The following is a 13,759-nucleotide window of genomic DNA, read 5'->3' as shown; positions in this document are numbered from 1 at the left end:
GCGTGTTGCTAAACAAGTGCCAAGAGATAAGCGCTAAGCGAGGGTTTGTGGGTCGATATCAATCGACCAGCGTACCTTGCGGGCCTCTCGATTGGCTTCAAGCCACTGCACCAGCCAGCTAACGGCCGGGTGTAGTTGGCTGCGTTTATCGGCTGCCAGCATAACGTGTAAATGGTAGCGGTTCTGGCGTCTTTCCATCGGTGCGGGCACAGGCCCCAGGCAGCGGGTGGCTACGCCGCTCTCTTTTAACCATTGGCGCAGGGCTTGAGCGGCCTGTTGCGCCATGGCCAAAGCGGCCTCCTCTTTGGGGCTTTCGATGCGTAGCAGCGCCATAAAACAGAACGGGGGCAGCTGGGAAATGCGCCTTTCTTCCAACATATTGCGCGCAAGGGCCCCGTAGCCATGTTCAGCCAATTGGCCCAAGTGTGGGTCGTCGGGGTGGAGGGTTTGCACCAGCACTCGGCCTGGGTGGGCGGCGCGACCGGCACGGCCCGCTACTTGTTCAAGTAGTTGGGCGCTGTGCTCCAGAGCGCGAAAATCAGCGGCGTAGAGGCCGCCGTCGGCATTGACGACCACGACAAGTGTGACGTGGGGTAGGTGGTGCCCTTTGGCGAGCATTTGAGTACCGACCAACACGCAGGGTTCGCCGCGCTGAATCTCTTTTAGTACCTGTTCAAAACTGTCCCTGCGCCTAGTACTGTCGCGATCGATGCGGTGGATAGTGGTTTTCGGGAACAGCGTTTGCAGCGTTTCTTCAGTGCGTTCTGTACCACTACCCAAGGCGCGCAGATCGCCGCTGCCACACTCGGGGCAAGCGTCCGGTAGGGCGCGGCGGCTATCGCAGTGGTGGCAAGCCAGTAGGGGAGGCTGGCGGTGTAGCGTCATGCGTGCGTCGCACTGGCCACACTCTGCCATCCAGCCGCAGGCGTGGCAGGCAAGTGTCGGTGCAAAGCCGCGCCGGTTGATAAAAATCAGCACCTGCTTGCCAGTGCTCAAGGTGCTTTTAATCGCTTTGATGGCACCGGGTAACAGGCCGCCCTGGCGGCGTTGGTGGCGTAGATCAATCAGCTCCAGCTTGGCTGGCGGGTGCTGGCTGGGGCGCTGGGTCAGGCGTAGGTGGCGGTAAGCGCCGCTAAGCGCCTGGTGCAGACTCTCCAGGGAGGGTGTGGCACTGCCCATCAGTAGCGGGATTTTATGGTAGTGGGCCCGGGCCACGGCTAAATCGCGGGCGTGGTAGCGCAAACCGTCGTGCTGTTTGTAGGAGCCGTCGTGCTCTTCATCGACAATAATCGCGCCGGGGTTGGTCAGCGGGGTGAAAATCGCCGAGCGGGTGCCGATGATAATGAGCGCCCGGCCGCTGGCGGCGGCTTCCCACACATCTAGCCGTTCGGGGTCGGTGAGGCTTGAGTGCAGCGCCACCACGGGTACCCGAAAGCGGCTTCTAAAGCGGGCGAGTGTCTGTGGGGTTAAGCCAATTTCCGGTACCAGTACCAGCGACTGCTTGCCCTTGGCGGCGACGGCTTCAATAAGCTGCAGGTAGACTTCTGTTTTGCCGCTGCCGGTGACACCCTCGAGTAAGCAGGGGTGATAGCCATCGAGTTTTTCATGCAGTGTGGCCAGCGCCGTCGCCTGTTCACGGTTAAGCGGCAGGGCCGGTGTTGCCAGTAAGTTGCCGCTGGGTGGCGTTGGGGCAGTGAGGATGTGTTCCTGGCTGGATGCGAGGCCTTTCTTCTCCAGCGCTAATAGCTGGTCGCGGGCAAAGCCGTGGGCGCTAACCGCACGGCCAGGCAACCCATGAGGGTGTTGGCGCAGCAGCGCATGCAGCTCGGCTTGCTTGGGCGCTCGGCTGAGTATTTCTTCTGCGCCTTCGCCTTGGGCAAGCCAGAGAGTCTGGGTGCGCCCAGCCATGGGGTGCCCCTGGCGTAGCCGTGCAGGCATGGCGTGGTGCAGGGTGTCGCCTAGGCTGTGTTGATAATAACGGGCGGCAAAACGGCATAGCCATAGCCAATCCTCCGGCAACGGGGCATCATCCAGCGCTTCGCTGATGCTACGCAGTTGGCTGCGCGGAAGGTCGCTGTGGTCAGCCAATTCGACGACCACGCCGACGACTTCGCGGCGCCCAAAGGGCACTCGCACTCGCAGCCCCGGCTGCCAGCCGCAGGGAGGCGTTTCCCTGGAAGGCAGGTAGTCGAACAGGCGGCGCAGCGGCGAAGGCAGCGCTACCTTGAGCACTTGATCGAGTGCTTGGGAAGATCTTTGGGACGGTCTTTGAGACTGTCCTTGAGAGTATGCCTGCGAAGAAAAAGAGTCAGCCAATTGGCCTCCGGCGTTAGTTTTGCTAGAATATGCGACCGCTCTGAATCCTAACGATCTTTATCGATCTATTTGTAAAGACCTATCGTAACGACAGAGCGGCTAACCGGTTAGTCGTTTTTTCCAAACCCGTATGCGGTACCTGGCACGAGATCAGGTGGCGGCATATAGCTTCGTGAGGCTCGAAATGAGACAAGGTATTCACCCGAATTACAACACGGTCACCGCCAGCTGTTCTTGCGGCGCCACTTTCCAAGTAGGTACGACCTCTGGTCAGGACTTCTCCTTGGATGTGTGCTCTAACTGCCACCCGTTCTACACTGGTAAGCAGAAGCAAGCGACCACTGGTGGCCGCGTAGAGCGTTTCAACAAGCGTTTCGGCGCTGCTGTTAAGCGCGGCTAATCCCAGTCGGATAGCCATATCGCCAGCATGCCTGTTCCTATCAGGCTATTCCTATAAGGCTATGCTCGCGCAAAACCCACGCCTCGGCGTGGGTTTTTTGTGAGCTGGATATGCTTGCTGCATGAGTTTTATGTGAAAAAAATTTCCATAAATTCTGTTATGCAGCAATAAGTAAAGCATTATGAGTAAAGCCTGTTTGCATAAGTTTCTGCAAATAGTGGCTAAAAGTGACGAATGTGAAGATAAAATTCGGTTAAACGAGCGTTTTGTCGTAAGTTGACGGCGCGCTTGAGGCGCTATGGTTTTTTCTATATTCTGAAACGACTTATCTACTTTATGTTAACTGGACTCTGACCATGACGGATGCAAATAAGCAGGCTGCTTTGGATTATCACGCGAAACCGATTCCCGGTAAGCTTTCGGTGGAGTTGACCAAACCCACCGCGACAGCACGGGATTTGGCACTGGCGTATAGCCCAGGCGTGGCTGAGCCAGTACTTGAAATCGCCAGGGATGCGGAAAATTCTTACCGCTATACCGGCAAGGGCAATCTGGTCGCCGTCATTACCGATGGCAGCGCTATTCTGGGGTTGGGTAATCTGGGCCCGCTGGCGAGCAAGCCAGTGATGGAAGGCAAGGGCGTGCTGTTTAAGTGCTTTGCAGGCATCAATTCGGTGGATATCGAAGTGGATGCGGAAAGCCCGCAGGCGTTTATCGATACCGTCGCGCGCATTGCCGATACCTGGGGCGGGATTAACCTTGAAGACATCAAGGCGCCGGAGTGTTTTGAAATTGAGAAAGCACTGGTTGAGCGCTGCAGCATCCCGGTCTTCCACGATGACCAGCACGGCACCGCAATTGTGACAGCGGCCGGCATGCTTAATGCCTTGGATATCGCGGGCAAAAAAATTGAGAACGTCAAGATCGTTTGCATGGGTGCAGGGGCGGCGGCGATTGCCTGTATGCGGCTGCTGGTCTCCTGTGGTGCAAGTAAAGAGAATTTGGTAATGCTGGATCGGCGTGGCGTTATTCATACTGATCGCGAAGGTATCAACGAATATAAGGCTGAATTCGCCCGCGATACCGAGATGCGCACCTTGGACGATGCCATCGACAATGCTGACGTCTTTATCGGCCTGTCAGGCCCAGGGCTGCTGTCTGCTGAGCAGGTGAAAAAAATGGCGCCAGATCCGGTGATTTTTGCCTGCACCAACCCGGATCCGGAGATCCATCCTGACGTTGCCCGGGAGGCGCGCCCGGATGTGATCATGGCCACCGGCCGTTCAGACTTCCCGAACCAGGTCAACAACGTGCTGGGCTTCCCGTTTATCTTCCGCGGCGCTTTGGATGTTCGCGCCACGCGCATTAATGAAGAGATGAAGCTGGCCGCGGTGCATGCCTTGAAAGACCTGGCCCGCGAGCCGGTTCCTCAGGAAGTGCTGGACGCCTACGAGCGCACCGAGATGAGTTTTGGCCGCGAGTACATCATCCCCACGCCGGTCGATATTCGCTTGCTGGCGCGGGTTTCCTCGGCGGTGGCGCAAGCCGCGGTTGATTCTGGTGTCGCCCGTAAGCCTTTCCCGGCGCACTACCCGCTGCAGTCAATTAATGACGTTTATGGCGGTTAAGGCACTGCTCCCTGGTTAGTCGATTTACGCCCGCTGCTTAGCGGGCGTAAATGTTTTGAGAGATTATTTATTTAGCTTTGAGAATAGCGTGTTAACCCTTCCTGAGCGGTGGAGGCCACTAAGCGGCCATCGCGGCTGTAAATATGCCCCCGCGCCAGCCCGCGAGCGCCGCCTGTCCAGGGTGAGTCGATGACGTATAACAGCCAATCGTCCAGGCGGGTGTCCTGGTGGAGCCACAGGGCATGGTCAAGGCTGGCAATGCGTAGCTTGGGGTCTCGGTACTCAATGCCATGGGGAATCAGGCTGGTGGTCAGCAGATTGAAGTCAGAGGCGTAAGAGAGCAAGTGGCGGTGCAACGCCGGGTCGTCTGGCAGCGTGCCGGAAAGACGAAACCATAAGCATTGGCCAGCAGGTGTACCGTTGTCGGGGTTGCCGGGTAGATGCACAAACTCAATCGGGTGACCGGGAAAGCGGTCATGCTTGGCCTCGCCGTTCTCGATTAACGCTTCGGGTGTCGGCACATCCGGCATGGTGCGCTGATGGCTAAAGCTCGCCTCAGCGCTTTGAAAGGAGGCGCTGCAGAAGAAGATTGGCCGGCCTTTTTGAATGGCAGTGACACGACGGGTCGTGAAGCTGCCGCCATCGCGAATGGTATCCACTTGGTAGACAACGGGGCGATGTGGGTCACCAGGACGCAGAAAGTAGCCGTGCTGAGAGTGCGGGCGGCGCTCAATGGGCACTGTGCGCGCAGCGGCTGCAAGCGCTTGGCCGAGTACCTGACCACCATAGAGCTGAGGAAAGCCTAGATCCTGACTCTGGCCACGATATAGCGTCTCTTCCAGCGTTTCTAGCTCCAGTAACGCTACCAGTTTGTTCAGCGCGTCTGTCATTCTCGGTATCCTTGCGGCTGTCTCAATCGAATGCTGTCGATGAAAGTGAGTTGCTACGACGGGGGACAACCCTTTCATACGATCGTTTAGCTACCTTAGCGGAGTTTACGTTTATGCGCAGCGATGAATTTTACATGCACCGGGCGCTTGACCAAGCACACTTGGCCGCTGCGGCAGGTGAGGTGCCCGTAGGGGCGGTTGTCGTCGATGCGCAGGGGGAGGTCATAGGCGTTGGCTGCAACGCCCCGGTAGCCAGTTGCGACCCCAGCGGCCATGCGGAAGTTCGTGCGCTGCGCGAGGCGGGGCAGCAGCAGGGGAACTATCGGCTTGAGGGCTGCACGCTGTTTGTCACCTTAGAGCCGTGCATGATGTGCGCAGGGGCGATGATACATGCTCGCCTAGCCCGTTTGGTTTACGGTGCTGCTGAGCCTCGGGCTGGCATGGTTGAATCAAAGGCTAACCTACTGGCGCAGCCGTGGTTCAACCATCAGGTCGCGGTGACTGGCGGTGTATTAGCAGCACCCTCGCAAAAATTACTGAAGCGTTTTTTCACCGCGCGACGCGATCAACTTAGCCAGAAATAGTTAAGAAGTGTTAATCAAGCGGCGGCACAAGTTCGAACAATAGCAGTGGATCATCGTTGACTGACGTTTGTTCTAGTTGGAAAAACTGCTGGCGGCTACGTTCAACATACTCAATCATTTCGTAGTAGCGACGGATATTGCGTACGTATATTACTGGCTCGCCACCACGGGCGTAGCCATGCCGCGTTTGGCTGTGCCATTCACGCTGCTGTAGCAGGGGCAGTGCGGCGCGTACATCCGTCCAGCTGTCGGGGTCACCGCCTCGCATCTCGGCAATCTTACGGGCGTCGTATAAATGCCCTAGCCCCACATTATAGGCAGCCATGGCCATAAAAAGCCGGTCATCACCGGTAATGCTTTCCGGTAGGCGGTCTTTGATGCTGCGCAAATAACGGGCACCGCCATCAATGCTTTGGGCCGGGTCGGTGCGGTCGCTGATGCCCATCTCGCTGGCAGTGGGGTTGGTTAGCATCATTAAACCACGCACCCCGGTCGGCGAGACCGCATCTGGATCCCAGTGCGACTCCTGGTAGCCCACGGCCGCGAGTAGCTTCCAATCAAAACCTGTTTCCTGGGCGGATTGCTGGAATAATTCAGTATAGCGGGGCAGGCGTGCATCCAGATGGTCAAGAAAGGTGCGGGTACCGACATACTCCAAGTAGTCGTCATGACCGAAGTAGCGGCTGACTAGCTGATCTAGCGTGCCGCTCTCCTGCAGGTCTTGGAGGAAGCGATTAGCGGCTTCGAGTAACCCCAAACCGCGACCGCTGGGCACTGCCCATGCCATGGAGAGCGGGTCGCCGAGGATAAAGCCACGCTCAACGTTGGGGAAAAACAGCCGGTTCAAGCGGAACTGATGCTCAAAAATAACCGCTGCGTCCAGGGTGCCGTTTTCAACCCGGGCCAGCAGTTCGGCGACCTCCAACTCATGGGACTCTTTCCAGCTTAGGGGGGGGTGGCGTTTCTGGAGATCGCGCAGTGCTTCGCTGGTACCCGCTTCGCTAAGCGTACCAAGCTCCAGGCCGACAAGGTCGCTTGGTTCACTAATACCATTAAGCCCGCGCCGGTATACCACTAGCGGCTGCATCTTGATAATCGGACGGGTGTAGTAAACACCAGAGGGGTTAGGCAGCAGGGGTAGCGCTGCCGCGCCCAGGTCGCCGCTCTCACGTACCGCCGGCAGCACGCTTTCAGGGTGATGGCGGGCGTTAAGGTTAAGACTCACCCCTAGATAGTCGGCAAAGCGGTGCATTAGCTCGTACTCAAAGCCGGTAGGGCCCTGGCGACCTTGGTAATAAGTGGTGGGTGTATTACGGGTGTGAACGGTAATAAAATCTTTTGCAGTGATCTGAGTCAGATGCTCGCCGGGAGGAACCAGGGAGAGGGTGGGCACCAGAGTCAGAAGCGTAATCGCTATTAGCGCATAATAAGCGCTGGCACGGGCTACAAAATGTCGGCAAATCAACGTCAGCATGGCGTCTTGTCGGCATGAAACAAGCTGCCACGATACCCAGCCAGGGGCAGGCTGTCACCTTGTTGATTTCGTGTGACGGCTGGTTTCCAGTATCATAGGCGTTTTCCGGTACCACATTATCTGTGTTTTCCGGCACCATAAAAGCACGGCCGCCTAGCGGCCCGGTGATTTCCCTGCTCGAATTTCCCTGCTCTAGAGGCTTCAGGATATGCTCGAACTGCGAGGCGCGCCCGCCCTTTCTGCCTTCCGTCATGCTCGGCTGTTAACGGTGCTGCGTGAACGTGTTCCCGAGGTGGAAGCGCTGTCTGCCCACTATGTTCATTTTATCGATGTTCACTCCCATGAGCGCCGCGAGGAACTGGATGACGCTGCCCGCGAACGTTTGGTGCAGTTACTTGATTACGGTACTCACTCGAGCGTAGAGGTTCCTGAGCGCGCCCAGCGCTTTTTGGTGGTGCCGCGCCTAGGCACCCAGTCGCCCTGGTCATCCAAGGCGACTGATATCGCCCACAACTGCGGCTTGCGCCAAATTAGCCGCATCGAGCGCGGCATCGATTACCGGGTCAGCTTCACCGCGATGCCGGACGAAGAGAGTTTGAGCGCGCTGGCGGCACTGCTACACGACCGTATGACCGAAACCGTGCTAGCCGATGCCTCGGACGCCGCTAAGCTGTTTGCTCAACACGACCCGGCACCGCTGGGCAGTGTAGATATTCTTGAGGGTGGCCGGGATGCGTTGGCAACGGCCAACCAGGCGCTGGGGTTGGCGCTGGCAGAAGATGAAATCGACTATCTTGTCGATGCTTTCAATGAGTTGGGGCGTAACCCCAGCGACGTTGAGCTGATGATGTTTGCTCAGGCCAACTCTGAGCACTGCCGTCACAAAATCTTCAACGCCGATTGGATGATCGACGGCGAGCTGCAGAGCCACTCGCTGTTTAAGATGATCAAGAATACCTTTGCGTCGTCGCCGGACAATGTTCTCTCGGCTTACAGCGACAATGCCGCTGTGATCAAGGGCAGTCAGGCTGGTCGCTTCTTTGCCACGCCGCTGACAGGCGTTGACGACGAGCGCGCACTCTACGCCACTCATCAGGAACCCATTCATATCCTGATGAAGGTAGAGACCCATAACCACCCCACCGCGATTGCCCCTTTCCCAGGCGCGGCGACCGGCTCCGGTGGAGAAATCCGTGACGAAGGTGCTACCGGCATTGGGGGCAAGCCCAAAGCGGGTCTTTCAGGTTTTACGGTTTCCAACCTGCGCATTCCAGAATTCGTACAGCCCTGGGAAGCCTTTGATTACGGCAAGCCAGGGCGTATGGAGTCGGCGCTCAATATTATGCTCGAGGGCCCCATTGGGGGCGCCGCGTTCAACAATGAATTTGGCCGCCCCAATCTAACCGGCTATTTCCGCACCTACGAGCAGGAGTCACTTAACGACGGCGGTATCGAGCGGCGCGGTTTCCATAAGCCGATTATGCTCGCTGGTGGTTATGGCAATATCCGTGCCCACCATGTTCAGAAGGGTGATATCCCTGTCGGCGGCAAGCTGATTGTGATGGGTGGCCCGGCGATGTTGATTGGCCTGGGTGGCGGCGCAGCCTCCAGCATGGCTTCCGGCACTTCCAGCGCCGATTTGGATTTCGCTTCGGTGCAGCGTGAAAACCCTGAGATTGAACGCCGTGCTCAAGAGGTGATCGACCGCTGCTGGGCGCTGGGGGAGCACAATCCGATTCGCTTTATCCACGATGTTGGCGCGGGTGGGCTCTCCAATGCGTTGCCCGAGCTGGTAAAAGATGGCAACCGTGGTGGCCGCTTTGATCTGCGCGCGGTGCCCAACGCCGAGCCGGGTATGAGCCCGCTGGAGATTTGGTGTAATGAAGCCCAGGAGCGTTACGTGCTTGCGGTTGCACCAGAGGATTTGGATACATTTGATGCCCTGTGCAAGCGCGAGCGCTGCCCCTATGCGGTAGTCGGCGAAGCCTTGGAAGAGCACCATCTTGAAGTGCGCGACGGCCATTTTGAGAGTAAGCCGGTTGACCTACCGATGAGCGTGCTATTCGGCAAAGCACCCAAGATGCAGCGCGAATTTGAGCGTCGCAATCCGGAGCTCTCCGGCATGATGCTGGATAATCTTGACCTGCGCGAAGCACTTGATCGCGTACTGCGCTTACCTACCGTGGCCTCCAAAAGCTTCCTGATCACCATTGGTGACCGCTCGATCACCGGCCAGGTGGCTCGCGACCAAATGGTCGGCCCCTGGCAAGTGCCGGTAGCCGATGTAGCGGTGACCACGGCAAGCTTTGATACCCACACCGGTGAAGCCATGGCCATGGGGGAACGTCCCCCGGTAGCCTTGATCAACCCTGCTGCTAGCGCTCGCTTAGCGGTGGCCGAAGCGATTACCAATTTGGCGGCAGCACCGATTGCCAAACTGAGCGATATCAAGCTCTCCGCTAACTGGATGAGCGCGGCGGATCACCCAGGTGAAAATCAGGCGCTTTACGATGCGGTTTATGCGGTAGGTATGGAAATGTGCCCGGCGCTGGGCATTTCGATTCCGGTGGGCAAAGACTCGATGTCGATGCGTACCGCTTGGAAGGATGAGAACGAGCAGGGCGAATACGAAGAGAAGAGCGTGACGTCGCCCCTTTCACTAGTGGTGACCGGTTTTGCTCCGGTGACCAACGCCCTGGCGACGCTCACGCCGCAGATCAATCTGGATCAAGACGAGTCGGATTTGATTTTGGTCGACCTGGGCAACGGTCAGAATCGGTTGGGCGGCTCCGCTTTGGCGCAGGTGTATGGCCAGGTGGGCAATGACTGCCCCGATGTGGACGACCCGGAAGATATCAAAGCGTTCTTCGAAGTGATTCAAGGCCTGAACCGCGACGGCAAGCTGCTGGCATATCACGACCGCAGCGACGGCGGCCTGCTGGTCACGCTGCTGGAAATGGCCTTTGCTGCCCACGCCGGGCTTGAGATCAAACTCGACTGGATGATCGACGAGCCAGTGGAGGCGTTGAACGCGCTGTTCTCGGAAGAGCTGGGTGCCGTGATTCAGGTCAATCGTGAACACACTGAAGAAGTGCTGGCGCAGTTTGCCGTGGCGGGTATCGAAACTTGTGGCGTCATCGCCCGCCCGCGTTACGATGACCAGGTGCGCGTCACGCTGTTTGAAGAGCCCTTGCTGGAAACCACTCGTCAGCTTACCCAGCGTACCTGGACAGAAACCAGTTACCGTATGCAGGCGCTGCGCGACAACCCCGAATGCGCCAAGAACGAATACGACAATCTGCTCGATGGCCGCGACCCGGGGCTATCTGCCACGCCCACCTTTGATATTAATGAAGATATCAGCGCACCTTATGTCAACACAGCTAAGCCTGCCATGGCGGTGCTGCGTGAACAGGGCGTCAATGGCCAGGTAGAAATGGCCTGGGCTTTCGATAAGGCCGGGTTTGAGGCGGTGGATGTGCATATGAGCGACATCCTGGCGGGGCGTGTTTCGCTGGAAGAGTTCAAAGGGCTTGTGGCCTGCGGTGGCTTCTCCTACGGCGACGTGCTTGGTGCTGGCGGTGGCTGGGCCAAGTCGGTGCTGTTTAATGAGCGCGCCCAGGAGCAGTTTGCGGCGTTCTTCGCCCGCGACGATAGTTTCTCGCTGGGCGTATGTAACGGTTGCCAAATGCTCTCGCAGTTGAAATCGCTAATTCCTGGCGCTGAAAACTGGCCGACCTTTGTGCGCAATGAGTCCGAGCAATTTGAGGCCCGCGTTTCCATGGTGCGAGTCGAGAAAAGCCCCTCGATTCTGCTCGCCGGTATGGAGGGCTCAAAACTGCCCATCGCCGTTGCTCATGGTGAAGGGCAGGCGGAGTTCCGCGACAGCGCTCATCTGCGCAGCATGCAATCGAGCAACCAAATTGCTCTGCGCTATATCGATAACTACGGCCAGGCGACCACGCGCTACCCGGCAAATCCCAACGGCTCACCGGCGGGCATTACCGGTCTGACCACGCCGGATGGCCGGGTAACCATTATGATGCCCCACCCTGAGCGCGTTGCTCGGGCGGTTACCAACTCCTGGCGCCCGGCAGAGTGGACTGAAGATGGCGCCTGGCTGCGGCTATTCCGCAACGCTCGGGTTTGGCTCAACTGATTCCAGTAATGCTCCTGATAATGCGTTGGGCATAGCGCCCATGTTAACGGCGGATTTTTTTCCGCCGTTAACAGTTACGCGAGTCGTGACAACAGTTATTAAGAGTGCCGCTCGGGAGCGCTAGCCGGTGTTTTATCAGCTCCTTCGGGCGGCAATCCTAGTTTGGCCTCCAGCGTTTCAAGCTCTAACCGGTAGCGCTCAACGAGGTATTCGAAGCGCCCAAAATCATGTCCGCAATCCATGCAGAACACATGGGCTTTACCACGCCGCGTGGCGGGCAGGCGTTTTAAACGACTGCTGCATTCCGGGCACTCAGGGCTGAAATGGTTGGTAGTCATGGCTCACCTCACTAGTATCTTCTCGCTGATAAACGTTGCGATTTCTGGGATTATTTAAACCATCACTACTACGACGCGACTAAAGTCGTAATAGTTCAATAGCGGGCTAATTAATTTGTCGATACCTAGCTCCTCACTAGCCACCTCACCAACGCCCCAGCTTCGCCCCTATCAGCAGGAAGCGGTCAAGCGCGTGGTGAGCCATTTCCGAGCCTCAAGCGAGCCTGCGCTGGTGGTGCTGCCCACGGGCAGTGGTAAATCCCTGGTGATCGCTGAGCTAGCGCGTTTGGCCCGTGGGCGGGTGCTGGTGCTGGCCCATGTGCGTGAGCTGGTGGAGCAGAACCATGCCAAGTACCAGGCTTATGGGCTTGAGGCGGATATTTTTAGCGCCGGTTTAAAGCGCAAAGAGGCGAGTCGGCAAGTGGTATTTGGCTCGGTGCAGTCGGTGGTGCGTAACCTGGAGAGTTTTAACGACGCTAATTTTACCCTGCTGGTCATCGACGAGAGCCATCGTGTATCACTCAACGAAGACGCTAGCTATCGTCAGGTGATTGAGCACCTGCGCCAGCACAATCCACAGCTTAAAATACTCGGCCTCACCGCGACGCCGTACCGTTTGGGGCAGGGGTTTATCTATTATCGCCACCATCACGGTATGGTGCGGGGCAGCGAAGAGAGTTTTTTTCGTGACTGTGTCTTCGAGCAGCCGCTGCGTTTGATGGTGAAGCAGGGCTATCTGGCTGCGCCCAAGCGCCTGGATATGGCGATTGAGGGCTATGACTTCTCCGCGCTCAAACCCTCTTCAAGCGGTCTGTTCCAAGAGGAAGAGCTGAATCGCGTGGTGGCGGGCAGTCGAGCGACGCCGGGCATTATCGGGCAAATCGTCGAACGTGCGGTTGATCGCCAGGGCGTGATGATTTTTGCCGCCACCGTGGCCCACGCTGAAGAAATTATCGGTTATTTACCCCGGGCAGAGGCGGCTTTAATTACCGGTGCAACACCTTCCCAAGAGCGCACTGCACTGATTGATGCTTTTAAAGCGCGGAAACTAAAATACCTGGTGAACGTCGCGGTGCTGACCACCGGTTTCGATGCTCCCCACGTGGATTTGATCGCTATTTTGCGGCCTACCGAATCGGTGAGCCTCTACCAGCAGATGGTGGGCAGAGGGCTGCGCCTGTCGCCGGGCAAGAGCGACTGCCTGATTCTGGATTACGCCGGGAACCCCTGGGATATCTACGCACCGGAAGTGGGTGAGCCGAAGCCGGATAGTGACAGCGAGCCAGTGCAGGTGGAGTGCCCCGCCTGTGGTCATGCCAATGTGTATTGGGGGAAGCGTGATGGCGAGCTAGTGATAGAGCACTTTGGCCGTCGTTGTCAGGGGCTGGTCGAAGACCCTGATTGGACTTCCAGCGTAGCTAACGGCCAGCGCGGCGCGGCTTCGGGCGCCTATAAAAAGCAATGTGAGTTTCGGTTCCGTTTTAAAGTTTGCGAGGAGTGTGGCGCCGAGAATGATATTGCCGCCCGCCGCTGCCACGGCTGCGAAAAACTACTGGTGGACGCGGATGATAAACTCAAGGACGCCCTAAAGCTGAAAGACGCCAAGGTATTGCGGGTAAGCGGTATGCAGCTGGAAGCGACCACTAACGGCCGTGGCCTGCCGCGCTTAAAAGTCACCTATCATGACGAAGATGGCACCCATCTTTCCGAGTGGTACGCGCTTGAAACCCCCGCTCAACGGCGCGCTTTTTATGCCGCCTTTCTGCGCTACCATCTGCGCGCACCGGGAGGTAAATGGCAGCCGCTAAGCGCCGAGGACGTCGTCGCCGAACAGCGCCGCCTACGCCACCCGGATTTTGTCGTAGGCCGCAAAGTGGGGCGCCATTTCCAAATCCGTGACAAGCTGTTTGACTATACTGGCCGCTACCGCAAAGCGGTGGAGGCGGGGTAGTACGCTTGTGCTTACTCTC

General features: G+C 57.7%; 9 protein-coding genes. 5 read left to right on the top strand and 4 right to left on the bottom strand.

Annotation, left to right across the window (positions count from 1 at the left end; translation table 11 throughout):
- Positions 1-33 precede the first annotated feature (33 nt).
- Positions 34-2,232 carry a primosomal protein N' gene (locus RO22_RS21825; protein ID WP_041159396.1) on the bottom strand — a complete coding sequence of 733 codons (2,199 nt, stop codon included), beginning with the start codon at positions 2,230-2,232 and terminating at the stop codon, positions 34-36.
- A gap of 268 nt (positions 2,233-2,500) precedes the next feature.
- Between RO22_RS21825 and rpmE the strand changes: the two genes are divergently transcribed.
- On the top strand, positions 2,501-2,716 hold the full coding sequence (gene rpmE / locus RO22_RS24340) for a 50S ribosomal protein L31 (RefSeq protein WP_081742600.1): 216 nt from the start codon (positions 2,501-2,503) through the stop codon (positions 2,714-2,716).
- A gap of 356 nt (positions 2,717-3,072) precedes the next feature.
- Positions 3,073-4,344, top strand: coding sequence for a malic enzyme-like NAD(P)-binding protein (locus tag RO22_RS21820; protein ID WP_041159395.1), 1,272 nt, complete (start codon positions 3,073-3,075; stop codon positions 4,342-4,344).
- Between the two features lie 71 nt (positions 4,345-4,415).
- Here RO22_RS21820 and RO22_RS21815 read toward each other — a convergent pair whose 3' ends face one another.
- Complete coding sequence (locus RO22_RS21815; RefSeq protein ID WP_022522108.1) at positions 4,416-5,234, bottom strand: acyl-CoA thioesterase; 819 nt, start codon at positions 5,232-5,234, stop codon at positions 4,416-4,418.
- 113 nt (positions 5,235-5,347) lie between these two features.
- Between RO22_RS21815 and tadA the strand changes: the two genes are divergently transcribed.
- Entirely contained in the window at positions 5,348-5,818 is a 471-nt protein-coding gene (gene tadA / locus RO22_RS21810) for a tRNA adenosine(34) deaminase TadA (RefSeq protein WP_027958651.1), read from the top strand.
- A 10-nt stretch (positions 5,819-5,828) separates the two neighbouring features.
- On the opposite strand, the gene mltF is transcribed toward tadA, so the two are convergent.
- On the bottom strand, positions 5,829-7,292 hold the full coding sequence (mltF, locus tag RO22_RS21805) for a membrane-bound lytic murein transglycosylase MltF (protein ID WP_041159394.1): 1,464 nt from the start codon (positions 7,290-7,292) through the stop codon (positions 5,829-5,831).
- Between the two features lie 208 nt (positions 7,293-7,500).
- Between mltF and purL the strand changes: the two genes are divergently transcribed.
- Positions 7,501-11,451, top strand: coding sequence for a phosphoribosylformylglycinamidine synthase (purL, locus tag RO22_RS21800; RefSeq protein WP_041159393.1), 3,951 nt, complete (start codon positions 7,501-7,503; stop codon positions 11,449-11,451).
- A gap of 98 nt (positions 11,452-11,549) precedes the next feature.
- Here the strand turns inward: purL and RO22_RS21795 are convergent, their stop codons facing one another.
- A complete protein-coding gene (locus RO22_RS21795) occupies positions 11,550-11,789 on the bottom strand; it encodes a hypothetical protein (RefSeq protein ID WP_027958654.1) in 240 nt (79 codons plus the stop codon).
- 115 nt (positions 11,790-11,904) lie between these two features.
- Here RO22_RS21795 and RO22_RS21790 point away from each other — a divergent pair, with 115 nt between their 5' ends.
- Positions 11,905-13,740, top strand: a complete 1,836-nt coding sequence (locus tag RO22_RS21790) for a DEAD/DEAH box helicase (RefSeq protein ID WP_041159392.1) — start codon at positions 11,905-11,907, stop codon at positions 13,738-13,740.
- Positions 13,741-13,759 lie beyond the last annotated feature (19 nt).

The organism is Halomonas sp. KHS3, from assembly GCF_000830495.1.
Lineage (GTDB): Bacteria > Pseudomonadota > Gammaproteobacteria > Pseudomonadales > Halomonadaceae > Vreelandella > Vreelandella titanicae.
The sequence above is the reverse complement of the archived record's forward strand: the minus strand, read 5'-3'. Positions and strand labels throughout refer to the sequence as shown.

Excerpts from the sequence above, each read along its gene's own strand:
- rpmE (WP_081742600.1), top strand. The coding sequence starts at position 2,501 with ATGAGACAAGGTATTCACCCGAATTACAACACGGTCACCGCCAGCTGT.
- RO22_RS21820 (WP_041159395.1), top strand. The coding sequence starts at position 3,073 with ATGACGGATGCAAATAAGCAGGCTGCTTTGGATTATCACGCGAAACCG.
- RO22_RS21815 (WP_022522108.1), bottom strand. The coding sequence starts at position 5,234 with ATGACAGACGCGCTGAACAAACTGGTAGCGTTACTGGAGCTAGAAACG.
- tadA (WP_027958651.1), top strand. The coding sequence starts at position 5,348 with ATGCGCAGCGATGAATTTTACATGCACCGGGCGCTTGACCAAGCACAC.
- mltF (WP_041159394.1), bottom strand. The coding sequence starts at position 7,292 with ATGCTGACGTTGATTTGCCGACATTTTGTAGCCCGTGCCAGCGCTTAT.
- purL (WP_041159393.1), top strand. The coding sequence starts at position 7,501 with ATGCTCGAACTGCGAGGCGCGCCCGCCCTTTCTGCCTTCCGTCATGCT.
- RO22_RS21795 (WP_027958654.1), bottom strand. The coding sequence starts at position 11,789 with ATGACTACCAACCATTTCAGCCCTGAGTGCCCGGAATGCAGCAGTCGT.